Origin of the sequence: Flavobacterium psychroterrae (assembly GCF_018380615.1) — a bacterium.
Taxonomy (GTDB): Bacteria; Bacteroidota; Bacteroidia; order Flavobacteriales; family Flavobacteriaceae; genus Flavobacterium; species Flavobacterium psychroterrae.
In genome coordinates this window covers 1-20,901 of record NZ_JAGYVZ010000035.1, presented here as the reverse complement: position 1 = coordinate 20,901, position 20,901 = coordinate 1, and the positions used below count along the sequence as shown (strand labels likewise).

Annotated in this window: 24 protein-coding genes; 11 read left to right on the top strand and 13 right to left on the bottom strand. The window is 34.0% G+C overall.

What is annotated here, in order from left to right; genetic code table 11:
* Positions 1 to 238 precede the first annotated feature (238 nt).
* Positions 239 to 1,258: a hypothetical protein gene (locus tag KHA90_RS22795; RefSeq protein ID WP_213307162.1), complete on the bottom strand. Its 1,020-nt coding sequence runs from the start codon at positions 1,256 to 1,258 to the stop codon at positions 239 to 241.
* A 197-nt stretch (positions 1,259 to 1,455) separates the two neighbouring features.
* On the opposite strand from KHA90_RS22795, the gene KHA90_RS22790 reads away from it, so the two are divergent.
* The 9 genes from KHA90_RS22790 to KHA90_RS22750 all read left to right on the top strand — a co-directional run bounded on the left by KHA90_RS22790 (position 1,456) and on the right by KHA90_RS22750 (position 9,362).
* Positions 1,456 to 1,971 carry an RNA polymerase sigma factor gene (locus KHA90_RS22790; protein WP_213307159.1) on the top strand — a complete coding sequence of 172 codons (516 nt, stop codon included), beginning with the start codon at positions 1,456 to 1,458 and terminating at the stop codon, positions 1,969 to 1,971.
* Between the two features lie 50 nt (positions 1,972 to 2,021).
* On the top strand, positions 2,022 to 2,921 hold the full coding sequence (locus tag KHA90_RS22785) for a FecR family protein (RefSeq protein WP_213307156.1): 900 nt from the start codon (positions 2,022 to 2,024) through the stop codon (positions 2,919 to 2,921).
* Positions 2,922 to 5,456: a TonB-dependent receptor gene (locus tag KHA90_RS22780; RefSeq protein WP_213307153.1), complete on the top strand. Its 2,535-nt coding sequence runs from the start codon at positions 2,922 to 2,924 to the stop codon at positions 5,454 to 5,456.
* A 127-nt stretch (positions 5,457 to 5,583) separates the two neighbouring features.
* On the top strand, positions 5,584 to 6,462 hold the full coding sequence (locus KHA90_RS22775) for a hypothetical protein (RefSeq protein WP_213307151.1): 879 nt from the start codon (positions 5,584 to 5,586) through the stop codon (positions 6,460 to 6,462).
* Between the two features lie 115 nt (positions 6,463 to 6,577).
* Positions 6,578 to 6,982 carry an OB-fold putative lipoprotein gene (locus KHA90_RS22770; RefSeq protein WP_213307136.1) on the top strand — a complete coding sequence of 135 codons (405 nt, stop codon included), beginning with the start codon at positions 6,578 to 6,580 and terminating at the stop codon, positions 6,980 to 6,982.
* An 8-nt stretch (positions 6,983 to 6,990) separates the two neighbouring features.
* On the top strand, positions 6,991 to 7,833 hold the full coding sequence (locus tag KHA90_RS22765) for a DUF5777 family beta-barrel protein (RefSeq protein ID WP_213307133.1): 843 nt from the start codon (positions 6,991 to 6,993) through the stop codon (positions 7,831 to 7,833).
* An 11-nt stretch (positions 7,834 to 7,844) separates the two neighbouring features.
* A complete protein-coding gene (locus tag KHA90_RS22760; protein ID WP_213307130.1) occupies positions 7,845 to 8,243 on the top strand; it encodes a cytochrome c family protein in 399 nt (132 codons plus the stop codon).
* A 5-nt stretch (positions 8,244 to 8,248) separates the two neighbouring features.
* On the top strand, positions 8,249 to 8,803 hold the full coding sequence (locus KHA90_RS22755; protein ID WP_244860544.1) for a YceI family protein: 555 nt from the start codon (positions 8,249 to 8,251) through the stop codon (positions 8,801 to 8,803).
* A 157-nt stretch (positions 8,804 to 8,960) separates the two neighbouring features.
* Entirely contained in the window at positions 8,961 to 9,362 is a 402-nt protein-coding gene (locus KHA90_RS22750; protein WP_213307125.1) for a hypothetical protein, read from the top strand.
* Positions 9,363 to 9,415: 53 nt separating this feature from the next.
* On the opposite strand, the gene KHA90_RS22745 is transcribed toward KHA90_RS22750, so the two are convergent.
* From KHA90_RS22745 to KHA90_RS22735, 3 genes are all read right to left on the bottom strand, one after another.
* The gene (locus KHA90_RS22745; RefSeq protein ID WP_213307122.1) at positions 9,416 to 10,783 is read right to left on the bottom strand and encodes an MATE family efflux transporter; all 1,368 of its coding nucleotides are present in this window, start codon (positions 10,781 to 10,783) and stop codon (positions 9,416 to 9,418) included.
* A gap of 185 nt (positions 10,784 to 10,968) precedes the next feature.
* On the bottom strand, positions 10,969 to 11,841 hold the full coding sequence (locus tag KHA90_RS22740) for a helix-turn-helix domain-containing protein (protein WP_213307119.1): 873 nt from the start codon (positions 11,839 to 11,841) through the stop codon (positions 10,969 to 10,971).
* A gap of 193 nt (positions 11,842 to 12,034) precedes the next feature.
* On the bottom strand, positions 12,035 to 12,577 hold the full coding sequence (locus tag KHA90_RS22735; RefSeq protein ID WP_213307116.1) for a cysteine hydrolase family protein: 543 nt from the start codon (positions 12,575 to 12,577) through the stop codon (positions 12,035 to 12,037).
* Positions 12,578 to 13,031: 454 nt separating this feature from the next.
* Here KHA90_RS22735 and KHA90_RS22730 point away from each other — a divergent pair, with 454 nt between their 5' ends.
* On the top strand, positions 13,032 to 13,610 hold the full coding sequence (locus KHA90_RS22730) for a TetR/AcrR family transcriptional regulator (RefSeq protein ID WP_213307113.1): 579 nt from the start codon (positions 13,032 to 13,034) through the stop codon (positions 13,608 to 13,610).
* Between the two features lie 56 nt (positions 13,611 to 13,666).
* On the top strand, positions 13,667 to 14,458 hold the full coding sequence (locus tag KHA90_RS22725) for a glucose 1-dehydrogenase (RefSeq protein WP_213307111.1): 792 nt from the start codon (positions 13,667 to 13,669) through the stop codon (positions 14,456 to 14,458).
* A 274-nt stretch (positions 14,459 to 14,732) separates the two neighbouring features.
* On the opposite strand, the gene KHA90_RS22720 is transcribed toward KHA90_RS22725, so the two are convergent.
* From KHA90_RS22720 to KHA90_RS22680, 9 genes are all read right to left on the bottom strand, one after another.
* On the bottom strand, positions 14,733 to 15,590 hold the full coding sequence (locus KHA90_RS22720; protein WP_213307108.1) for a pirin family protein: 858 nt from the start codon (positions 15,588 to 15,590) through the stop codon (positions 14,733 to 14,735).
* An 11-nt stretch (positions 15,591 to 15,601) separates the two neighbouring features.
* On the bottom strand, positions 15,602 to 15,961 hold the full coding sequence (locus tag KHA90_RS22715; RefSeq protein WP_213307105.1) for a DoxX family protein: 360 nt from the start codon (positions 15,959 to 15,961) through the stop codon (positions 15,602 to 15,604).
* A gap of 123 nt (positions 15,962 to 16,084) precedes the next feature.
* Positions 16,085 to 16,513 (bottom strand): nuclear transport factor 2 family protein, encoded by a 429-nt coding sequence (locus tag KHA90_RS22710; RefSeq protein ID WP_213307102.1) that lies wholly within the window; start codon positions 16,511 to 16,513, stop codon positions 16,085 to 16,087.
* A gap of 138 nt (positions 16,514 to 16,651) precedes the next feature.
* A complete protein-coding gene (locus KHA90_RS22705) occupies positions 16,652 to 17,191 on the bottom strand; it encodes a Crp/Fnr family transcriptional regulator (RefSeq protein ID WP_317197414.1) in 540 nt (179 codons plus the stop codon).
* Positions 17,192 to 17,301: 110 nt separating this feature from the next.
* Positions 17,302 to 17,766 carry a YybH family protein gene (locus tag KHA90_RS22700; protein WP_213307096.1) on the bottom strand — a complete coding sequence of 155 codons (465 nt, stop codon included), beginning with the start codon at positions 17,764 to 17,766 and terminating at the stop codon, positions 17,302 to 17,304.
* A gap of 89 nt (positions 17,767 to 17,855) precedes the next feature.
* Positions 17,856 to 18,233, bottom strand: a complete 378-nt coding sequence (locus KHA90_RS22695) for an MmcQ/YjbR family DNA-binding protein (protein ID WP_213307093.1) — start codon at positions 18,231 to 18,233, stop codon at positions 17,856 to 17,858.
* Between the two features lie 67 nt (positions 18,234 to 18,300).
* Positions 18,301 to 19,218 carry an NAD(P)H-binding protein gene (locus KHA90_RS22690; protein WP_213307090.1) on the bottom strand — a complete coding sequence of 306 codons (918 nt, stop codon included), beginning with the start codon at positions 19,216 to 19,218 and terminating at the stop codon, positions 18,301 to 18,303.
* Positions 19,219 to 19,236: 18 nt separating this feature from the next.
* Positions 19,237 to 20,160 (bottom strand): NADP-dependent oxidoreductase, encoded by a 924-nt coding sequence (locus tag KHA90_RS22685; RefSeq protein WP_213307087.1) that lies wholly within the window; start codon positions 20,158 to 20,160, stop codon positions 19,237 to 19,239.
* Positions 20,160 to 20,831 carry an oxidoreductase gene (locus KHA90_RS22680; RefSeq protein WP_317197417.1) on the bottom strand — a complete coding sequence of 224 codons (672 nt, stop codon included), beginning with the start codon at positions 20,829 to 20,831 and terminating at the stop codon, positions 20,160 to 20,162. The genes KHA90_RS22685 and KHA90_RS22680 overlap by 1 nt, the downstream gene beginning before the upstream one ends.
* Between the last annotated feature and the right edge of the window lie 70 nt (positions 20,832 to 20,901).

The window sequence follows — 20,901 nt, the reverse complement described above, 5'->3', positions numbered from 1 at the left end:
TTAGAAATCAATTTATTTAAAAAGCACTATAATTGTTTGAGGTTTTGAAAAAATACATAAACAGAAAGTTGACGTTTTTCAAGAAGAACCATAAAATGATTTGTCCGGGAAAACCATTTACTAAAGATTCGTAAAGGTCACTCGATTTTGTATGAAGTGGGAAGAACTATTGATAGAGGATCTTCTCTCAGAAAAATTTAAATTTGTTTAAACATCCTGATGGCAAAATAATAGATAACTATTTTTTTTCAAAATAAAGATAATTAGTACTATCATTTACATCGCGTAATCGTATCTGCGAATTATTAAACTCAAACAGCTTCCAACTATTATTGAGTTTACCCAAAACAGATGAACTAAAAATTATTTTGAAATCTCTAACACCATATTGTAGCGTACTTTCCCATTGACCCATTTCTGAAATTCCCCCTTTTGTGGCGACTACGGATTTATCACTATTAAAAGTAAACGAATAACCACTATAAGAAGAAGTTTTATCTGAATCATCAAAATAATAAGGAATATTCCACGAACCATTGGTTAAGGTTGCTGCAAAATCAAGTGCTGCGCTATTATTTTCAGGACAATAATCTATAGCATATTTGATGGCGTTTTCGAACTCCAGATTATTGCTAATTGATTTTGTCTGATTGTTGTAATCAGTTATTGAAATTGGATATTGCAACGAAATATACTCGCTCGAATTCAAATTTTTTATAAAGTTAAAAAACGCCTGATCACTAGTAATAGATTGAGAACTTGCAATTTGATTGGCACTGTTATAACTATTAATACTAATGGGATAATTGATATTTAAGCCGTTGATTTTAGATAAAAGATCAGGATAAAGATTCCAATAATTAATTAAGTCATTAAAATCAGCTTCATTAGGAATCAGTTTCTGGATGTAATTATAATACACCATTGTTACGGGAAAATCGATTTTTACAATATCATCATCATAAGCATTGGCATTGATATTATCTATTACTTTTTGATAATCGCCGGTTGTGTTTACTGCAATTTGCTGATTGTTAACCGTAACGGTATAAGGTAGTTTTATGGTACAGTAACTGGAGCCGTCAATAACATTATCCTGCACGGTTTGAACCATTGCCACCCTTTGTAAGTAAGTAGTAAGAGGCGAAACATTGGTAACAGTTCCTTGTGTATTAGCATCTTGTTCATCAATTTCACTTTGACAAGACAGTAGGAACAGGACAACCGCAATTGATAAATATTTTTTTAAAGGCAACATATTTATGTTTTTACAAATGTAATAAATTTAAAGAAACTAGTTTTTAATAAATTCGGTACCAAAGGTTTTGATTTGTTGTTCGATACTAAATTAACAAAATCCAATAGCATTTATTCTTCTATAAAACAATCAGCTTTGCTTTTACCCTACTTAAATTAAAAACAAATACTTTTACACCGTACAAATCGAAAATCTAAATGCCACCTAAAAACCAATCCAACACTTGTGATGAAATTATTTTTTCGTCTTTCTTCAAAAGTCACGTAAAAGCACTTCGTAATTTTCTTTTTTACAAATTTGGCAATCTGGATCAGGCAGAAGATCTGACTCAGGAAGCTTTTGTGAAACTCTGGCAAAACTGCGCTTCGGTACCACTTGAAAAAGCAAAATCCTATATTTATACCATTGCAAATAACAGCAGTCTCAATGCCATTGCGCACCAAAAAGTGGTTTTGCGATATGAAAAAAATTTCACGGGTTTAGATAAAACCAATGAAAGTCCGGAATATCTTATGGAGGAAAAACAATTTCAAGACAAACTTTTGAAATCAATCGAAAACCTCAACGAAAAACAACGTACCGCGTTTTTGATGCATCGAATTGACGGCAAAAAATACAGCGAAATTGCCTTGGAATTAAACATTAGCGTAAAGGCAGTTGAAAAACGCATTCATTTAGCTTTAGTAAGCTTACGTAAAGAAATTGATTTATAAAAAGTAGGGTAAATTTAGTTCTACTTGTTTAATATTATAATAGCAGCACAATGAAAAAAGATCGCTTATTAGCAAAATGGCTCAGCAATGATTTGACGAAAGAGGAATTAGCTGAATTTGAAAGAAGTCCTGATTTTGAAAAATACCAGAAAATAAAAAATTATACCGCTCATTTAGAAGTAGATGATTTGGATGAAAACGATATGTTGTCGAATATTCTAAGCCAGAAAAAAGCGGCTCCCAAAGTGTTTCCTCTATACAAAAAATGGATGTTTCGGGCAGCAGCAATATTTGTATTAGTTCTTGGAATTACTCTTGTGATGAAATTTATTGTACCAGAAACGCAAACAGCCAATTATGGAGAAAAAACAACTTTTTCATTGCCTGATAATTCTGAAGTAGTACTAAACTCGGGTTCTGAAATACATTATAAAAAATGGAATTGGGACAATAACAGGCATCTTGAATTAAAAGGAGAAGCTTATTTCAGGGTAGCCAAAGGAAGACGATTTGAAGTGCATACGAATCTTGGAAAAGTATCGGTTTTAGGAACGCAATTTAATGTTAAAGTTCGAAAAAACAGGTTTGATGTCGTTTGTTATGAAGGACGCGTGAAAGTAAATTATGCCAATACTCAGATGTTATTAACGCACGGACAAAGCGTTAGTTTTGAAAACGGAAAACAAGTAAAAAGAAATATTATTGCGATGCAGCCCGAATGGATGGACAATCAGATTTGTTTTTATAAAGAAAATATCAGCAGCCTGTTAGACGAGGTTCAAAGACAATATAACATTACAATTGAACTCAATGCGAAAGATACAACTTCGCTTTTTACAGGAAAATTACCAACTCAGGATCTGGATGTGGCCTTGCAAATTATTAGTACAACCTATCATTTAAAGGCTAAAAAAGTCTCGAAAAATAAAATAATTTTTGACGAAAAATAAATGCTATTCCCCAAATCATTTCATTTTTTGTTTGGTCTGTTTTTCCTTGCCCTGAATCTTTCTGCTCAGGACAAAGGAAAAGTGATGCCTTTTAAAAAAATTATGATTGCCATTGAACAACAGCATCAGGTTAGTTTTAATTATACCGAAGATCTTATTGCCGGAATGCAATTAAATCCTCCAAAAAAATCACTTTCCTTAGACCAGAAACTGAGCTATCTTGCCCAAAAAACAAATTTATCGTTTGAAAATATTGGCAACCAATTCATTAATATTTATAAAAAAGAACAGGAACCTCACATCATCTGTGGGTACGTTTTTTCCGGGACAGAAAAAAAACCTATTGAAAATGCCAATATCCATTTAAGCACTAAAATTCAGGTTACAACAGATTCAAAGGGTTATTTTGAATTTAAAAAAGAAAACGCTAATATTCTTTTCATTAGTCATGTAGGATTTACAGCCAAAAGAATTGTAACAGGCAATTCTAAACCCGAAAATTGTCTTCAAATACTATTAGAACCTGAAATTACGCAACTGGAAGAAATTAAGGCCAATGCTGTTCTGGCTTCGGGAATTTCAAAAAACACCGATGAATCCTTTGAAATTAAACCCAAGAAATTTGGTATCCTGCCTGGACTTATTGAGCCTGATGCTTTGCAGACTATGCAGCAAATTCCGGGTGTAAACAGTCTGGACGAAAGTGTATCAAGCATTAATGTTCGAGGTGGCACGCACGATCAGAATTTATTTTTATGGAATGGAATACGAATGTTTCAAACGGGGCATTTTTTTGGTTTAATATCGGTTTTCAACCCAAATCTGGCACACACTATTTCTATTTATAAAAACGGAAGTTCTGCATTTTACGGCGAAAGTGTTTCGAGCGTAGTCGCTATTTCTTCTACTCCCGAAACAATAGAGAAAAATAGTTTCAGTGCTGGAATCAATATGATTAATGCCGATGTTTATGCGAAATATAATCTTTCAAAGAAAAGTTATATCGAAATTTCAGCACGAAAATCCATTACAGATTTTGTAGAAACGCCTACTTACAAGGAATATTTTGACAAAATATTTCAAAACACTACGATCACTGATTTTTCACAAAACCAAAATATCGATTATCAAAGTGATAAAAAATTTGGTTTCTACGATGCTACGCTAAAATATGCCCAAAAAATAGGAGCCAAAGATCAAATTGTACTTGATTTAATTACCATTAAAGATAATCTCGAAGTTTTCCAAAGTGCGACTGTCTATGACATCAACAGATCTGAAAACAACATTTTACGCCAGCAGAATTATGGTGGAAATTTATCATGGAAAAGAAAATGGAACAATTTTAATACTACTAAAATTAATATTTACAACTCTTCGTATGAGCTTTTGGGCAACCAGAAAACAACGAGTGAAAACCAGACCGCTATTCAGGAAAACACAGTTACCAATAATGGTATTAGTTTAGAAAACAACCATACTATTACTTCTAAATTTAGTGTAAGCGACGGGTATCAATTTAATGAAATAGGTATTACCAATTTAGAGCAGGTGACTAATCCTGATTTTTATCGCAGGGTGAAAGACGTACTAAGAACCCACGCCTTAATTTTAGAAGCAAAATACAACGATACGCTTTCCGGAATCTATTTCAAGACAGGAACGCGAATTAATTATATTGAAAAATTTAAAAAATACATCGTAGAACCCAGAATACAATTGGGCTACAGCATTAGTAAAAACTTAAATTTAGAATTGCTTGGCGAGCTGAAAAGCCAGAATTCCCAACAAATTATTGATTTGCAAAAAGATTATTTTGGCATCGAAAAAAGACGCTGGATTGTCTCCAATAATACCACAGTCCCTATTCAGAAAAGCAGACAATTATCCTTAAATTTATTCTACAAAAAGGGTGACTGGCTTCTGGATATAGAAAATTTTTATAAAAAAGTAAACGGAATTACAACTTCCAGCCAGGGTTTTCAGAATCAGTTAGAGTTTGTCAGAACCACTGGCAATTATGAAATTTGGGGATCAGAAATACTGGTTCAGAAAAAAATGAATCACTTTTTGACCTGGTTGAGTTATACTTATAACCACAATAATTACCATTTTTCTAATTATCAATACCCGAGTTTTCCCAACAATTTCCAGTTAATGCATACTCTATCATGGGCAGGAATTTATGAGAAAAACAACTTCAAAATTGCTTTGGGAACAAAATGGTCGTCCGGAAGACCTAAAACATCGCCCGATCTTTCGCAAATTGATCTTTCAGATCCTGTATTGGTTTACAATAAACCGAACAATACAAATCTGCATATTTTTTCACAGGTTAATCTTTCCTCTACTTATAAATGGGAAACGACAGGTGGAATTCAATACAAATTAGGGGTTTCCATCTTAAATATCCTTAACCGGAAAAATGAAATCAGCGAATATTACAGAGTAAGCTCTCTAACCAATTCCATTGAAGAAGTAGAAACATTCGCTCTGCAAAGAACTCCAAATGTGAGCTTTAGAATTTCATTATAGCAATATTTATAAGGTCTTTAAAAAAATTATACCCTTTTTTTTATTTTTTTTTATAAAATAACAATTCTTTGGTAGGGTAATTTTCATCATGACTGTTTTACTATTGAACCTTATCAAAAGTAAAACAATGAAATCAAAACAAATTAAATTCGCTTTAGCTGCTCTTATAGCAGCAACATTTTTTGTAAGCTGCAGTAGTGACAATAATGGTGATCCCGCTCCTACTCCAGAAGCAAAAAAAGAAATTGGTCTTTCTACAAGTACAACATTGGGGTCTTATCTTTCGGATAAAGATGGAAAATCTTTATACTTTTTTGCAGCAGATGCAAAAGGACAAGCCTCTTGTTCAGGCGGATGTGAAGCCGTGTGGCCACCATTTTATGTAGATAATTTAACAGCTGATAAATTAAGTACAGGACTTACATTTTCAGATTTTGCAACCATAACTACAACATCCGGTAAAAAACAACTTACCTATAAAGGGTGGCCATTGTATTACTACGCACCAAGTGTTAGCGGAACCAATACACAAGAGGCTGCAGGTAAAACAACAGGTGACGGAGTTGGTGGTGTTTGGTTTATAGCAAAACCGGATTATTCTGTCATGATTGTAAGCAGCCAGCTTACAGGACATGACGGCAAAAACTACAAATCAGATTATACTGTTGGCGACGGCTCTACTACCTACTTTACAGATGCAAAAGGGCTTACACTATACTCTTTTAAAAATGATAATTTCAAGAAAAACAATTTTACAAAAGCAGATTTTTCAAACAATGCTGTTTGGCCAATTTACGAAACAGACAAGATTGTTGTTCCTTCTGTTCTTGATAAATCTAAGTTTAGTGTTATTACTGTATTTGGTAAATCACAACTGGTTTACAACGGTTGGCCATTGTATTATTTTGGACAAGATGCCAGCGTAAGAGGGTCGAATAAAGGGATTAGTTTTCCTGCTCCGGCTGTTTGGCCAGTGGTTGTAAAAGACGCACCGCTTGCCATATAAAATTTCAAAGAAACTCATATAGTACCACTCCTATATTTCAAATTAGTTCAATCAAAACTGAACTAATTTGAAATAAAAAGAGCCTTATTTCTTCCTGAAAAATTAAAACATCACTATGAAAAGAAAAAAAATAGCATTTGTAATTGCCATCTTATTAGTACTGGTTTCGTCGGGCATTTATTTTTATTACGGATTTCTCTTTAAGGAAGCACGCAATATAGCATCAGAAATGCCTGATTTAAGTATATCGGCAACAAAATTACTTGACGATTATAACTCAAATCCGCAAAAAGCTGATGCATTATATCTCAATAAAACTATTGAAATCACTGGCACGGTAACCAAGCAAACAGATTCTGTGATGATACTTGAAAATACTGTTTTTTGTTTGTTTACTCAAAAAACAAAAAATCAGCTTCTCAATAATAAAATCACTCTTAAAGGCAAATGTATTGGTTATGATGAACTTTTTCAGGAAGTTAAATTAGACCAATGCACGCTTAATAAACAACACAATTAATAAAAATTATGAAGAAATTTTTAGTCCCAATCTGCCTTTTTCTGGCTACTATGGCCTATTCGCAAGATGATTTGCTTAAGGATCTTGATTCTACTCAGGTAGAAGAAAGTTATTCTACTGCAACTTTTAAAGCTTTGCAGCTTGTAACATTACAGACCACAAAAATGGCTGCCAAAAAAGAATTTTACTTTGTGGTCTCACATCGTTTTGGAACTGTTAAAGATGGTTTAGACAGCTTTTTTGGTCTAGACAACGCTACTACAAAATTGGGTGGTATTTATGGTGTTACAGATTGGTTATCAGTTAGTCTTTCCAGACATACCTTAAATAAAATGTATGAAACCGGGCTAAAATACCGAATGATGCGACAAAATGCCAGTTTTCCGGTTGACATTGTAGGTTACAGCGTTGCCGATATCAACACGTTTTTAGAAAAAGATCAATATCCTGGCTTAGAATTCAAGCATCGAATGACTTATGTACAACAGTTACTGATCTCCAGAAAAGTAAGCGAAAAACTATCCTTAGAATTAGTGCCCTCATTTGTACATAAAAATCTTTATAATCCGGACATTGAGAATGATAATCAGTTTTCTTTTGGAGGAGGCGGACGTTATAAAATCACTAAAAGACTATCTGTGAATTTAGAGTATATGCACAATTTTGATAAACCTGGCTTTTACGAAAACCCATTATCTGTAGGACTTGACGTAGAAACCGGCGGACATGTTTTTCAATTGATATTTACCAATTCTCAATCCATGAGTGAGAGCGGTTATGTTACTAATGCAGCCGGAAACTGGGGTAAAGGAGATTTCTTTTTTGGATTTAATTTATACAGAGTATTTTAAAATTATAACTTATGAAAAAACTAATAGCATTCACAATTTTACTTGCTGTATTAACGAGTTGCAGTGATTCTGATACATTTCAGGATATTGAAACACCGCCAGACACAGTAACACCACCAGGTCCCGGAACACCTAATCCTGAACCGATAGCCGCATTTAGCTATACTAAAAATGCTAAAGCAATTATTGATGCCAATTGTATAGGTTGCCACCAAAATGGAAGATCCGCAGGTTTCAGACCTCTGACTACATATGCTGAAGTAAAAACAGCAGTTGAAAACGCTGGTTTATTAAATCGAATTCAATTACAGACAGGACAACAAGGTATCATGCCTCAGGCAGGAAGAATGTCTCAGGCAAATATCGATGTTATTGTAAAATGGAATACAGACGGATTAAAAGAAAACTAATTATTATGAAAAAAGGATGTATCAATTTCGTTATATTGCTTCTCATTATTGTTGCAAATACCGATGGATTTGCGCAAAAACTGATCACAAAAACCGGAACTATAAAATTTCAGGCTACTGTGCCTACTTATGAAGAAATAGCTGCCGAAAACAAAAGTGTATCGGCGGTTTTAGAGCAGTCAACCGGAGATTTTGCCGCTTTGGTTCTTATAAAAGGTTTTCGCTTTAAAGTTGCTTTAATGGAGGAGCATTTCAACGAAAATTACATGGAATCTGAAAAATTCTCAAAAGCTACTTTAAAAGGTAAAATAGAAAATTTTGATAGTTCTAAAATTACCAATACACCCCAAAACTTTACATTAAAAGGAGATCTTACCATTCACGGAAAAACTAAACCGGTAATTGTAACGATGAAAATTTCGAAAGCTGCCAACGGAGTAAATGCTGTTGGTTCATTTGAAGTTAAACCCGAAGATTACGATATAGAAATACCAAGTCTGGTGCGAAAAAAAATTGCTGATAAAATAAAAATCAGTTATAATTTTTCATTAATTAAATGATCATTTTCAAATAAATCAAATCTTAGATAATAGAAAGTACCCACCACTATTAGCTAAATAAATATCTTTTTGATTTGGAAGATCAGTAAACATGACGAATGTTATGGGGTCAGTTTTATGCCAAGCTGACCCTTTTTTTAACCCCTAAAAAAATAAAATGATCTGTAAAAATTATGTTGTAGCCGGAGAAGACGTAGACGATTTTATGGTTATGGAAAGTAATGCGTATGTTTCATACACGCTTCGATTATTGTATCATTTTTTGTTTGCCAACGGATTTTCAAAAGAGAAACTTAAAACGCTACATCTGGATCTGCAGGAAGGAAATCACGTATTAGTTAATTATAAGAATCTAATGTTTACCGAATCTTTTTTTGTTGAGATGAAACATTGCTGTATAGACGACAAAATCAATATTAAAAGCTACTTTTTCAACTCAAAAAATGAATGCTGTGCAGAAGTTACTAAAGAAGTAGAATGGTTTGATCCTATACGCAGAGAAGTTATCTCGGCGCCTAAACAAATTCTGCAGCATTTTAATCAAAATCTAAGTGCTTAAAAATCATTAGTAGTGATGCGTTTACATTTATCATTGTAACCTGTTGGCTCTAATTATTTTTCTTTTACTTGCCTAAGTTTCATATTCATTATATATCGGAACCTAAAAAAAAGCAGAACAGATGATGTTAATAAACCAAGAGTTAAACCATACCAAATTCCCTTAACGCCTAAATTAAGATGAATACCTAAAACATAGCACGATGGCAGACCAATTAACCAATATGCAACAAAGGTTATCAAAGTAGGGACATTGACATCGCCCATTCCTCTAAGTGTTCCTAATCCCACAACTTGTGTACCATCAAAGAGCTGGAATATTCCGGCAATTACCAATAATTGTGAAGCCAGCATTATAACCTTAACATCATTTGTTATCAGGTAAGGCAGATATTGATTAAAGAGTGTAAAAATAAGCGCAAAGAAAAGCATGAATATAATAACCAAATGATAAGAAGCGTAAGCAAATTTCTCAAGTCTTTTGTAGTTCTTTTTTCCAAAGCTATTTCCAATTTTAATGGTCGCAGCCGATGCAATTCCACCAGCCATCATATAGGTCATTGCAGCAAGTGTGATGGCTGTTTGATGCGCCGCCTGCTCAGTCGAACCTATTTGACCTGCAATTACAGCTGCAACTGCAAATGCTCCTATTTCAAATACGTACTGCATAGCAACAGGTAATCCAATTTTTACTACATCGAGTATTTTTGAAAAATCGATAAACTTCACGGAGAAATACTGTAAATAAATTTTAAAATGATTTGATCTAAGGACATACCATACCATTACCAGCATCATTAAAACCCTGTCTACCAAGGTTGCAATTCCTACACCTTTAACTCCCATAGGTTCAATACCAAACAATCCTTTTACTAAAATCACGGCAATAACGACGTTAACCACATTTCCCCAAATAGTGATGCTCATGGCTTGTTTTGTAAAACCAAGTCCTTCTGCAAACTGTTTGAATGTTTGAAAGATCATCAAAGGCAAAATCGATAAACTTAAAATTAACAGATAAGGTTTTGCCGTTTCTACTACCTGCGGATCCTGATCAGCATGCTGCATGGCAAACATGGAACCAAAATATACTAACAAAAAAAGAAAAACTGCAGTTACCACATTAAGCCATAAACTGTTAGAAAGAAGTCGGGCGCATTCCTTAAAATTTGACTTTCCATTTTCCTGCGCAATTAAAGGTGTTAATCCGTAAGCTACCCCTAACCCAATAACTAAAACCACCATGAAAACGGAATGTACCAGCGAAACAGCAGCCAATGATATCGTTCCGGCATAATGTCCGATAATAATAGTATCAGCGGTCTGTACCAGTGTATGCCCCAGCTGTGAAATTACAACAGGTCCTGCCAGTGCTACTGTACTTTGGTAATAGATTTTATTAGATGTGTATTTTTTGAACATATTTAGAATTTGTGCTGCGCAAGGCAGATTAAACGAAGCGAAATTATTACGCCTTAAATTTTATGTGTGGGATGAAATTCTTGTAGTTTTCATTGATTGAATGCCATGCGACCTCATCTGCATACTTTTGTATTTTCTTAGATTTATAAAAAATGTTTGGCTTCTTTACCTATTCCGTCTTACAACTAAGAAAATATTCCCTTTTGATAATCCGAAATAAAAGCGCTGCTGGTTATTCCGGTTTGGGTTTTAAAAAATCGCATCATATGTCCGGGTTCCGAAAAATGAAGATCATAAGCGATCTCAGCAATTGTTTTTCCGGAATGTATCAGATCATTTTTTATTTCAAACATTAATCTCTGTTTCAATAGTTCAGTCGCGGTAACATTAAACTGTTTTTTTACACAATTATTAATAGTAATCCTGCTGACATTTAATAAATCTGCATAATAGTCAATTCTTTGTTTATCCCTAATATTCATTTCTAATAACTGTTTGAACTGGTAAGCATAATTATTCTCGGCTCTTTCGATAGAGAGATTATTTTTCTCGGCATATACTCTGTTGAACTTCAAAAGCAGGTAGTACGTTAGAGAGCGTATGATATGAATACTGTCTTTCCTGCCGTTTACAAGTTCCGCTTTTATTTCCATAAGCTGGTCCAGTGCTTTTTGAAGTTCATCGCTTTCAATAGTAATATTTAAACGATAATTCAACTGATAGAAATAAAGAAGACGATAAGTGAAAAATTTGTCTGAGAAAAAATCGTTAAGAAAATTTTCCTGAAAAACCAAAACAGTAAAGTCCAGTCCTTCTTTCTCCAAGTTCCATTGCCTTTTCTGAAAAGGTGAAATAAAAACAATTGTATTGTCAGAAATATTGATTTTCTGCTGATTTAAAATCAAAGATCCCTTCGCGGTTTTAAAAAGCAAAATTTCAAAAAAATCGGTATTATAACTATCTCGTTCCAAATATCTTTCACTCAGGGCATCTCCGTGCAATACATTGAGAAGCATTTCAACGCCACATTCGCTTTTATGAAATTTGACTGTTTTCATTTTATTTATTTAGTATCTAAAGGATTAAAATCTTTTATATGATTCCTTCAAACGTATTTTGAAATATATTCTTCACAGAAAATTATAACTTGATTGCGCAAATTTACAAATTCATTTGCAAATGGCTTACAACAACAAAAATGAGCCGTAATAAATTACAGCCCATTTTATAAAAAAGAGATTTATACGTTTTTTACGAAAGCAAATAGTTTTCTGTTGTTACAATCTTGGCGTAAAAAAATTCCAATGCAGCTAAAAAAGCATTGTGTACATCAGTAGCCTTAACATGCTGACCGTTAATCTCAAGATCTCTTGTGGCGCAGGCATCACCAATCACCGTGCACTCAAATCCAAAATCAAAAGCCGCTCTTGTTCCTGCGTCAATGCACATATGAGTCATCATCCCGGCAATTACCAAATGTGTGATATCATTTGACTGCAGATATTCCAGCAAATCTGTACCTCTAAAACTATTAGGAAAAGCTTTAGTGATTACTTTCTCGCCTTGAAGTGGTTTTACATTTTCGTGGATTTCTACCCCTTGCGTTCCAGGCACAAAAATAGGAACTCCTTCTCCGGAGATGTGCTGCACATGAACAACGATACCATTTTCTTTCCTGAAATGCTCCAATATTTTTTTTGCATTTTCACTTGCCGGAATTGGATTCACAAGTTCTAATGCACCATTTTCAAAATATTCTTTTTGTACATCTATTATTATTAAGGCTTTTTTCATTTTAATAATTTTTTAATTTTTATCTATTACAAAATTAAAACTTAGGCTATCGATACGAGATACCAAAACACCTTCAATACATACCATTTTGATAAGCAAAGTTTTATTTCACATCGATTTCTGCTTAAAGCAATTATTAGTATCAACATCAGCAAAATGATAAATAAGGGATCATAGTGCAATTTTGCTTCTGAAAATTCAACTATAGTATTTTAAAAAAAAAGAAGCGCTGCGGGTCTCAGCAACTACGGTTGTATTATCTTGAATGCTTTTTATTGCATTAAGTGCTTTAAATTTCATTGTTTTTCAAAAATTTGTCTTTTTAGACCTGACATCGATAATTTCATAATCATGAAAATGTACAGTTAAGATTACTGCATCAAACTCCCTTAAAAAAAAGTTATAATTTGCATATTTACATTTAAATGAATATTATTTCATTTAACTTTACTGTATGAGACCATTAGATCCTGATAAAAGAGAGAAAATTTTAAATTCTGTATTTGTACTTACGGGCAAACAGGGATTAGCAAGCGTTACTATTTCAGGCATAAGTAAAACAGCCGGAATTGCCGCCGGAACTCTGTACATCTATTTCAAAAATAAAGAAGAAGTTGTACAGTTGGCCTACGCGGCTGTAGAGGATAAAATGACACAGGCAATGTATTGTGACTTTGATATTAATGTACCAATAAGGCAATCCCTTAAGCAAATTTATATCAATATGCTCAACTACAGGCTCAATAATTATGACGAAACCGTATTTATCGACCAGTACCAACAGTCCGGCTACATCCAGATCAATTTTGAAAAACAACTCGCCGAGTATGAAAAACAGAATAAGCCACTATATAATCTTTTAGAAAAAGGACAGCAGGAAGGAATCATAAAAGCAGTAGATGCAATTATACTTATTAGCTTTTTTGATGGTGCGGTGCGCTCCTGCTCTACTGGCATCATCCAAAAATTATTTCCATTAAGCCAGCAGCTCATAGATGATTGCTTTGATATGATATGGAGAGGCATGAGCTAATAATTTCAATCTTAAATGAATATTTTTTCAACTAATACATTTTAATACTATATATCATGAGCATATTTAAAGACAAAACAATTATTATTACCGGAGCAGCGATGGGTCTGGGACTTGCAGCAAGTAAAGCCGTAGCATTAAAAGGAGCCAACCTGTCGATTGTAGATTACAATGCCGAAGCACTTGAAAAAGCAAAAGCAGAAATCCAATCCCTTGCGCCAACTGCAAAAATCATCACTATCGTCGCTGACGTTTCAGATGAACAGGCAGTTAAAAATTATGTAGACAAAACAGTTGAAGAGTTTGGAGGTATCGATGGATTTTACAATAATGCAGGTATCGAAGGAAAACAGGCACCATTAGTAGACTATGATATCAATGTATTTAAAAAAGTAATTGACATCAATCTTATGGGTGTGTATTACGGCCTGAAATACGTGATCCCCGTAATGCAGAAACAAGGCGGAGGGAAAATTGTAAACGTAGCTTCTGTAGGCGGAATAAGGGGTGTTGTTAACCAGATGCCGTATGTGGCTAGTAAACATGCCGTTTCTGGTATGACCAAAAATGCAGCCATAGAATATGGTAAAGATGGGATATATACCAATGCAATCGCACCTGGCGCTATCCTGACGCCAATGGTAGCAGAAGCTTTTAAACAGGTAAATCCCGCCGACCCAAAAGCAGCTGAAACAACATATGCACAAAGAAATCCCACAAGAAAGTTAGGTAAACCTGAAGATGTGGGTAACCTTGTAGCCTTTTTGCTTAGCGATGAATGTCAGTATGTAAATGGTCAGACTATTGCCATTGATGGAGGGGAATCAAACCTATATGGTAATTCATAAATTATTAGATTTTATTTGTAAACGGATTATGGTGTATACTATAATCCGTTTTTTTATATAATACTGTTTTCGTGTGGATCCTCAAAAAAACAATTTGGATTTTTTTTTAACCTGATCCGTGATTTGTAGTAATAAAAATATATAAAAACAAGTACACCCGCTAAAATAGCAGGTTTAAAGTAAGAACCTATCAGGAGCAAATTCGAAACTTTTATTAGAAGATTTGAAACTTTTGGCTGACTGTTTCCTAGAATAAAAATATCTATTTAAAATTTTAGTTTATTCTCCCATATTTTCCGGCATAAAAATCTCGATATGCTTCCATAATTTCTCCTGAAGAATTCATAACAAAAGGCCCTTCTGATACGATAGGTTCCGTATAAGCCTCACCTCCAAATAATAAAACATCAATCGCAGTATCTGAATTGTTTTTTATTTCAATTTCACCTTCTTTACTTCCAAATTCTACCAATTCTCCAGCTTCAAATTCTTCATCATTTAGGGTAGCTTTTTTTGTTGTTAAAAATGCTGCAGACTCAATTTTATGTGACAGATTTATCGAAAATTGCTTTCTTGATTCTATATGAAGATGATATAAAAACTGTTCAGCATAATTTGGAATTATAGCATTCAAATCCTCATAGTTACCTACAATTACTTTTATCCAACCTGCTTCATCGAGCAACACTTTTTTAGGAATTTCTTTGGCCTGAATCGCAATATGTACTGGATCTTCTGCTTTGTTTTTTGCGGGTAAATTAATCCAAAACTGAAAACCTTCAATAATTTTACTTTCAGTTTTGGAATCGTAATTAATAATTTCATCGTGTATAACTCCATTTCCTGCCTTCATCCATTGGGCACCACCAGAATGTATTTTTCCAGTATTTCCCGCACTGTCAAAATGCTCAACTTCGCCCTGAAGAATATAAGTCAATGTAGCAATGCCTCGATGTGGATGCGCCCCAATCCCTTTTGTATTTATGATTTCTTTAATAGCTGGGGCAACATAGTCAAGAAACACAAATGAACCTACTTTATTGGTATAGGTATTAGGCAACATTCGATTGATAATCAAAGGACCAAGGCTAGTTCTTTCACCTTTTGTCGAAAAATTGGTTTCCTTTTTCATATCCAAAAAAATTATGCTTTTACTTTATTATAAAAGATATAAGACACTGATAGAATTACTAGAAAGATAATAGGTGCAACAGCAACCGAAATTGCGTCACCACTTGCCATGTGTGCAATAAATGCAGAAACAAATGTCAATGCAAATCCGAAATAAGCGAATGATTTAATTTTATCTGAAACCATTGGAAATATCAATACTAAAGCTCCTAAAACTTTTAAAACACCTAGTTCAATTCTAAAATAATCAGGGAATCCTAAATGCACGAACGCAGCTTTCATATTTGGATTTGTAAAATATCCGTAAGCACTAAATACCATCATAGCACTAATAATTCCTGTCGTTGCCCAATAAATAATTTTGTTTTTCATTTTTGTTATTTTTAAATTGTTGTTATTATTGATGCAAATTTCTATCATGAATAAGGCTTAAATCGATACTATATGATAAAAAAAACCGTTGATAAATGTCAACGGTTTTTTAAATTTTTTTTATTATTCTGCAAAGCTTCCTCCACTCATTGCTTTTTGAAAAGCTTGTGGATTCCAATATTCACGGTAGTTTACCACTAAACCTTCACGAAAAGTTACAAATGTTGCATAACTCATTTCGTACGGATTCCCATTTCCTATCACAACTCCAGAGGCACTCCACTCAGCAATTGCAACATTTTCGTCATCAGTACCATAGATTTTAAGATTTGGCAATGATTTTACATCGATATAACTTGGATAATCTTTTAAATAAGCATAAAGAGCTTCACGACCTTCAAATCGTGCTGGAGTACCTTCTGGAGCAAAAGGGAATTCAGCAACTACATCTTCAGCACAAAGATCTGACCAGCCTTTCATGTCTTTGGCAAGAAATCTATCTATAGTATTTTGAAGTAATTGAGTTGCTTGGGTATTTTTTGAATTTTCCATTTTTGTTTAAATTTTAATGTTTTTTATCATTTTGATAAGGCAAAGTTGCACCAGAATTAGTTCTTATATAAATGAGATATGATAAAAAAAACCGTTGACATTTGTCAACGGTTTGCATAAAACTTAAAAAATAGAAATCTATTTTATGGATTGTTTCCTAATTCTACTCAAGGTTTCTTTAGTAATACCCAAAAAAGAAGCAATAAGATGTTGGGGAAAACGTTGTATAAATTGTGGATGGTTTTCAGCAAACTCTTCATAGCGTTTTTCTGCGGTATTGCTAATAGTAGAGCTTAATCTGCGTTGGTTGGCAATGGCATTTCTCTCGTCCATTGATCGTATCATTTTTACCAAGGCAGGAATTTTGTCAATAAGATCGAGCATATCTGCTCTTGTAACAATGAGTAAGTCGGTATCTTCCCAAGCATCAATATTATATTTTGAAGGCGTAAGCATTATTGAACTTTCGCGATCATTTGCCCAATAATTCTCAATATAAAGATGTACAATATGTTCTACACCTCTTTCATCAACACTGTATTGTCGCATAGCCCCTTTTACAATAAAACCAGCATATTTACTAACATCACCTTCTTGTAAAAAGTATTGTTTTTTTCGCAACTTTTTTGGTTGAAAAGCAGCTTCAATCAAACCTATTTCAACACTGGTAAGTGGCATAGTTGTATGCTGATTAATGTATGATAGAAGATTTTGATACATTGATTTATTAATTATAAATAGCATCACAAACATACAAAAAATGTTGCAGGCTTTTATAAGCTTAAGATTTATACAATATTTTTTTCTTCACTGAATTTCTTGTCCATCGGTCGGATAAATGACCATGTAGAATGAATTACCCGCCATTCATTATCTTCTTCTTTTTGATATACTTCGATGCAATTATATTCCATATCTATAAGGTTGGTTTTTGCGAAAACCTGAAAAGTAAGCACAGCCATATCCTTTCCTATTTGTACACGAGGACTACGAAAATCATAGGAGTCGGCAAACAACTTGCCTTTAATCGTTTCTAAAAATTTAGCAATAGTGGCATGATCGTCTACTCGTTCTGTAACGACTGCATCAAAATAGGTAAAGCTGCGTTTAGACCAAAGTTGCTCATACCCGGAAATGTCACCATTGAACCATTTGTCAAGTGCTGCTTTTTCCAACCCGATGATGTGTTCAGCAAGTTTATGTTCTTCTGTTGTATAATTTTGCTCGTAAGCAGGTATTTTTTTAGTTGTCATAGTCTTAGTCTTTTGTTCAAATGTAAAATTATTTGTAATCTTTTTTATATGGCCTGTAATGCTTAATTAGAGGCACACTTTGCTTGTTTCTACGACATGTTTTTTAATTCCTCACGCTGTTTTTTGGTTAAACCTTTCACCACCAAATCATAGGATTTATTCACGAGTTCTAAAATTTTGGAATCTGGTACATCCTGGTTAAAATAAATACTGATCCAATGCTTTTTATTCATATGGTAACCAGGTCTTATCCCTTCATAAATGTCTCGAAGTTGTTCTGATTCTTCTGGGTCACACTTAATGTCACAAAAGTCAAATGCATCAACATTGAAAAAGCAGAACCATTTGTCGAACACGGAGAATACCAGCAAGTTTTTAGCATAGTCCCCTTTTGCCTTATCAAATGGCATTTTTTCATTTACCAGCTTCAACGAAAGGCAATGATTTCTAAAAGTTTCTAAATCCATAAATTTAAATTTTAGATAGTTAATTTAATGAAAAAAAAATTAAAGAGTAGTATCCTCTCATAATTCTTCAGATTAATCCCTTGTCGCAACAATATTGTCTTATACTTTCTTCAACAGTTGGAAGTTCTCCAAAAAGTTCTTTCTGTTTTTGAGTGTTTTTGCTAATATAAATACCAGTATCGATCCATTTTATCATTTGAATCATATCATAAATGTTATCATTAAATTTCCCAACAACAGGCAGGATAAATTTAAGTACGAATGGCGGCATAACTGGCTTAGCTTGAATATTCTTTTTTAGGACAGTTCCAAAAGCGGTTTTCAGTATCTGTTCGTTTACAGGTCTGTCCCAACCTACATCTATGGAAGTGTTTAACTCTGTATCAGGCAAAATAACAGCTGCCATAGCAGTATATTTAGCTAATTGTGGTGTATAGATAATCCCGTATGTTCCAGTTAAAAATGTAGGTAGTATTCCTTTCTTAATTTTATCAATTATAAAATCCGGCGTTTGATCCAAGAACGCTCCCGGTCTAAGGGCAATGTAGGGTTGCTTTTTTTCTATAAGGTATTTTTCGATTAGGAATTTGTTATGAAAATGGGGTACTTTTATAGCTTTGTCCGATTCGAGGATTGAGATCAATACAAAACGAGGAATTCCCGCATTTTTAGTAGCATCAACCAGATTTTTGTAGCCAATTGTGTCTGTAGTTGCGCTGTCGCCTTTCTGACGACGTGTATATCCCGCTGCACTAGCAACTATTACGTCAAAACTATGCTCGGGTGACAAGGCGAGTTTTAAAGAAGCTGTATCCATCATATCGCCTACAACAAAATTTTCAACCCCTATTTCTATCAGTTTACTTCTATCACTACTGGCTCTAACCATAGCAGTAACATTTGCTCCTTGTATAAGTAACTCTTTTACGATCTGACTTCCCAGATATCCCGTTGCACCGGCAATGATAACTTTTTTATTTTCCATTTTTTATCTTTTATTTTTTTATTCTACAAGCAAAACTACCTTTCCGTTTACCCCGCCAACTGTTAAAAAATCCTGTGCAATTGCAGCTTCTTCAAGTTTAAATGTTTTGGAAACAATTGTCTTAAATTTTCCCGTTCCTATCAGATCAATGCCATTTTCTAAGCTCTTGAGAGAAATGTCGGAAGCTACAAATCGAGCATTAACGTTGAATTTTTCTGCCAGTAGCAGTGATGGTGGTGAGACAATACTTAATAATCTACCTCCTTGCTTTAACACTTGAAAAAGTTTTTCCTGAGCTTCACCACCTGCTGTATCCGCCACCAGATCAACATCTGTAGCAATAGTACTTACATCATATAATTTATAATCAATTACTTCGTCTGCACCTAGACTTTTTGCCAAAGCAACTCCGTTTCCAGAAGCCGTAGCGATAATATATGCTCCGGCAGCTTTTGCCATTTGCACCATTGCGCCACCAGCAGCACCGCCACCTCCTTGAATTAAAACTTTTTGCCCTTTCTCCAATTTTCCTTCTGTAAATAAAACAGATTGTGCAGTACCTATATTTACACTTATTGAAGCGGCCTCTTCAAAAGACAAACTTTGTGGTTTTAGTAAAACAGCGTTTTCATTCACAGTTACATATTGGGCATAAGCACTCGTCTTTGTAAGAGCGATTACCTCGTCACCCACTTTAAACTTTGATACCTCACTTCCAATTTCAATAATTATTCCCGAAGCTTCACCTCCTGGTATGAATGGCATTTGTACTGGACGGATTTTCTTCATAATTCCCGTTCGTATTTTAATATCTATAGGATTTATAGCAGCAGCCTTAACCTGAATTAAAACATCATTTTCATTTTGGATAGATGGTGTCGGAATTTCAACCTGTTCAATAACAGCGGAACTTCCGTAGTTTTTATATTGAATTGCTTTCATTATCTCGATGTATAAAGTGGATAATCGATATAACCTTGTTCACCAGGAGAATACAATGTGTTGTAGTCAAGATCATTGAGTGGGGCATTTTTTTCTAAACGGCTAACAAAATCAGGATTAGCAAGAAATCCACGTCCAAAACCAACAAGGTCTGCCGTATTATTCTGTAAAAGTTCTTCAGCCGATTCAGGAGTTAGACCATTACAATATATAAGAGTGTTACTAAATGCTTCACGAATTGCCTTATATGTTTTTTCAGGAATTGCAGGGTTGGCTGAAATATGAATATAGGCAATATCCAATTTGTTCAATTCCCTACTTAAATAAGTATAAGTTTGATGCACTTCGTCTGTGTTGTACCCTTTTTGGTCACTTAATTCAGAAAATGGAGAAAAACGAATTCCTATTTTATCAGCACCAATAGCACCAGCAATTGCTTTTGTAACTTCTAATGTAAAACGGCTTCTGTTTATGAGGTTTCCACCATATTCGTCTTCTCTTGTATTAACATTTGGATTTAGGAATTGTTCCAGCAGATACCCATTTGCACCATGAAGTTCTACACCATCAAAACCCGCAAGTATCGCGTTTTTAGAAGCGTTTACAAAGTCAGTGTGGATATTCTGGATAAAGTGAGCACCTAATTCTGGATAAAAGTGAGCAGTATAAATGAACTCAAAAAGGTGTCTAAAAAGTAGTTTAAAAATATAAAATTATTTTATTCTATTAGTTGTTTTTCTA